This window comes from Stackebrandtia sp., from assembly GCF_035643755.1.
Classification (GTDB): Bacteria; Actinomycetota; Actinomycetes; order Mycobacteriales; family Micromonosporaceae; genus Stackebrandtia.
Window position 1 is genome coordinate 1 of the sequence record NZ_DASQPW010000236.1, and the last position, 2,905, is coordinate 2,905.

Consider the following 2,905-nt stretch of genomic DNA (forward strand, 5'->3'; position numbering starts at 1 on the left):
CGCGGGACGAGGCGCGGCGGTGCGCCGAGGCGTTGACGGCACTGGGCCGCGAGGGGGACGGGGCCGGCGCCGCCGAGCTGGGGTTCGTGGGTCTGTTGTTGGGCGGCGGCGGGGACGCCCGCCCGTTCGTCCACAGTGTGCTGGGGGCGCTGGTCGAGTACGACGAGAAGCGCGGGACCGCCCTGATACCCACGCTCCAGGCGTACTTCGCGGCGGGCGGGAGCCCCTCGCGGGCGGCCGAGGCGCTGCACGTGCACGCCAACACGGTGGCGCAGCGGCTGGAGCGGATCGCGCGCCTGCTGGGGGAGGACTGGCAGGAACCCGAGCGGGAGCTCGAGGTGCGGCTGGCGCTGCGGCTGGTGCGCCTGCACCGCGACACCATCGACGACGCCCCGAATGTGTTACCTCAACACATAGAAATGCTTCGCTGCCATCCATAGCCTTCGGGAATGACTGCCCCGACTGACAAGCGCGGCTCGCTCGCCCGTGTGGTGGGCGCGAGCCTGATCGGTACGACGATCGAGTGGTACGACTTCTTCCTGTACGGATCCGCCGCCGCGCTGGTGTTCAACAAACTGTTCTTCCCCTCCGACGACCCCCTCACCGGGACGCTGCTGGCGTTTCTGACCTACGCCTTCGGCTTCGCCGCCCGCCCCCTGGGCGGCCTGGTGTTCGGGCACTTCGGCGATCGCCTGGGCCGCAAGCGCCTGCTGATCGTCAGCCTGCTCGGCATGGGGCTGGCCACGGTCCTGATCGGAGTGCTGCCCACCTTCGCCACCGTGGGCGCCGCCGCGCCCATCATGCTCACCTCCCTGCGCATGATCCAGGGCTTCGCCCTGGGCGGCGAATGGGGCGGCGCCGTGCTGCTGGTGTCCGAACACGGCGATGCCCGCCGCCGGGGTTTTTGGGCCTCGTGGCCGCAGGCGGGCGCGCCCGGCGGCAATCTGCTGGCCACGGCCGTGTTGGCGCTTTTGGCCGCGTTCCAGTCGAACGAGGCGTTCCTGGCCTGGGGCTGGCGGATCCCGTTCCTGCTGTCGGGCGTGCTGGTCCTGGTGGGACTGTGGATCCGGCTGTCAGTCAGCGAATCCCCGCTGTTCGAAGGCACCGCCGCCGAAACCGAGCGGCTGCCGATCCTCGGCGTGCTGCGCGACCACTGGCGCGACGTCCTGGTCGCCACGGGCGCCCGCATCGCCGAGAACGTCTCCTACTACGTGATCACCGCGTTCGTCCTGGTGTACGTGACCGAGCATCTCAAGCTGCCCCAGAGCATCGCGCTCGACGCCGTCCTCATCGGATCGATCGTCCACTTCGTGAGCATTCCACTGTGGGGCGCCCTGTCGGATCGCGTGGGCCGCCGCCCCGTCTACCTGCTGGGCGCCGTCGGCGTCGGGGCGTGGGCATTCGCGTTCTTTCCCCTGCTGGACACCAAGTCCTTCCTGTTCACCACGATCGCGGTGACGATCGGACTGGTGCTGCACGGCGCCATGTACGGCCCGCAGGCCGCCTTCTTCTCCGAGCTGTTCGCCACCCGGCTGCGATATTCGGGCGCGTCCATGGGCTACCAGGTCGCGTCCATCGTGGCGGGATCACTGGCGCCGATCATCGCGACCCTGCTGCTGAAGACCTACGGAACCGCCGTACCCATCTCCGTGTACGTGCTGGGCGCCGCCGCCATCACCGTGATCGCCGTGGCGTTGGCCCGCGAGACCCGCGGCCGCGATCTCGCCTTCGCGACCCCTGCCGCCACCGTGAAGGTGGGTGAGTGACGATGTATCCCGTTGCCCTGGCGCTGATCGCGGCCCTGGTTCCCGCCCCGTCCCTCCACGCCGATGCCCTGTCCATCGACGGCGTGTACGTCGCGGGGGTGTCGTCGGGCGGCTACATGGCCGACCAGCTTCACGTCGCGCACTCCCAGACCTTCCGCGGCCTCGGCATCTTCAGCGCGGGCCCCTACCACTGCGCCCGAGGCAATCTCATCTCCGCCGAGCTGGCCTGCATGAACGACCTGCAGGACGACAACCCCGCGCAGCTGGAACAGCTCGCCCGCGACCGCGCCGCCCAGGGAAGCATCGACGACGTGGCGCACCTGGCGGGGCACCCCGTGTGGATCTACCACGGCCGCAACGATTCCACGGTCAAGGAGTCCGTCAACGACGACCTGGCGGGCTTCTACACCGACTTCGGCGCGGACGTCGCCTACCGCAAGGACTCCGACGCCGGGCACGCCTGGGTGAGCCCGCTGGGGCCCAACGCCTGCTCGGCGACGGCCTCGCCGTACCTCAACGACTGCGGCGACGATCCACAAGGGGCAATGCTCGGGCACCTGTACGGAAGCGTCGAGCCGCCCGCCGCGTCCGCGAGCGGAGACCTGGCCACATTCGATCAGAACGCCTACGCCCCGAACGGCGACGCCGCGTCGATCAGCATGAGCGGCACGGGTTACCGCTACGTCCCCGACGCCTGCGCCGATGGCGCCGGCTGCCGACTGCTGGTGGCGCTGCACGGGTGCGAACAGGGCGCCGACACGATCGGCACCACCTTCGTGGAGAAGGCGCACCTCAACGAGTACGCCGACACCAACCGCACCGTCGTGCTGTATCCACAGGCGACAACCAGCCTCGACAACCCCAACGGCTGCTGGAACTGGTGGGGATACGGCGCGGACTCCACATACGACACCCATGACGGCGCGCAGATCCGCGCCATCATGGGCATGGTGAACGGCATGTGACCGCCCGCCTCAGTACAGTGGAAACGCCCAGGCCCCGGGGTAGAACGGCTCGCGCTCGCCCCGCCACGCGACGCTGGCGCGCGCCAGCGCCCCGGGGCTCAGCTCCTCCACGCGGCCCGCCGCGGCCAGCGACGCCAGGGTGGTGCCGCCGAGGTAGGCCGCGCCGAGCGCGGA

4 protein-coding genes are annotated in these 2,905 nt (G+C 70.2%); 3 read left to right on the forward strand and 1 reads right to left on the reverse strand.

What is annotated here, in order from left to right; translation table 11 throughout:
* From VE172_RS18320 to VE172_RS18330, 3 genes are all read left to right on the forward strand, one after another.
* Positions 1 to 440 (forward strand): PucR family transcriptional regulator (locus VE172_RS18320; RefSeq protein WP_324803404.1); only part of this gene is annotated, 440 nt, incomplete at its 5' end.
* A gap of 9 nt (positions 441 to 449) precedes the next feature.
* Positions 450 to 1,766, forward strand: a complete 1,317-nt coding sequence (locus VE172_RS18325) for an MFS transporter (protein ID WP_324803405.1) — start codon at positions 450 to 452, stop codon at positions 1,764 to 1,766.
* Between the two features lie 2 nt (positions 1,767 to 1,768).
* On the forward strand, positions 1,769 to 2,731 hold the full coding sequence (locus VE172_RS18330; RefSeq protein ID WP_324803406.1) for an extracellular catalytic domain type 2 short-chain-length polyhydroxyalkanoate depolymerase: 963 nt from the start codon (positions 1,769 to 1,771) through the stop codon (positions 2,729 to 2,731).
* A 9-nt stretch (positions 2,732 to 2,740) separates the two neighbouring features.
* On the opposite strand, the gene VE172_RS18335 is transcribed toward VE172_RS18330, so the two are convergent.
* The coding region (locus tag VE172_RS18335; protein WP_324803407.1) for a sterol carrier protein domain-containing protein at positions 2,741 to 2,905 on the reverse strand (165 nt) is incomplete at its 5' end.

What these genes read in the sequence shown, in the direction of transcription:
- VE172_RS18325 (WP_324803405.1), top strand. Translation starts at nt 450, where the DNA reads ATGACTGCCCCGACTGACAAGCGCGGCTCGCTCGCCCGTGTGGTGGGC.
- VE172_RS18330 (WP_324803406.1), top strand. Translation starts at nt 1,769, where the DNA reads ATGTATCCCGTTGCCCTGGCGCTGATCGCGGCCCTGGTTCCCGCCCCG.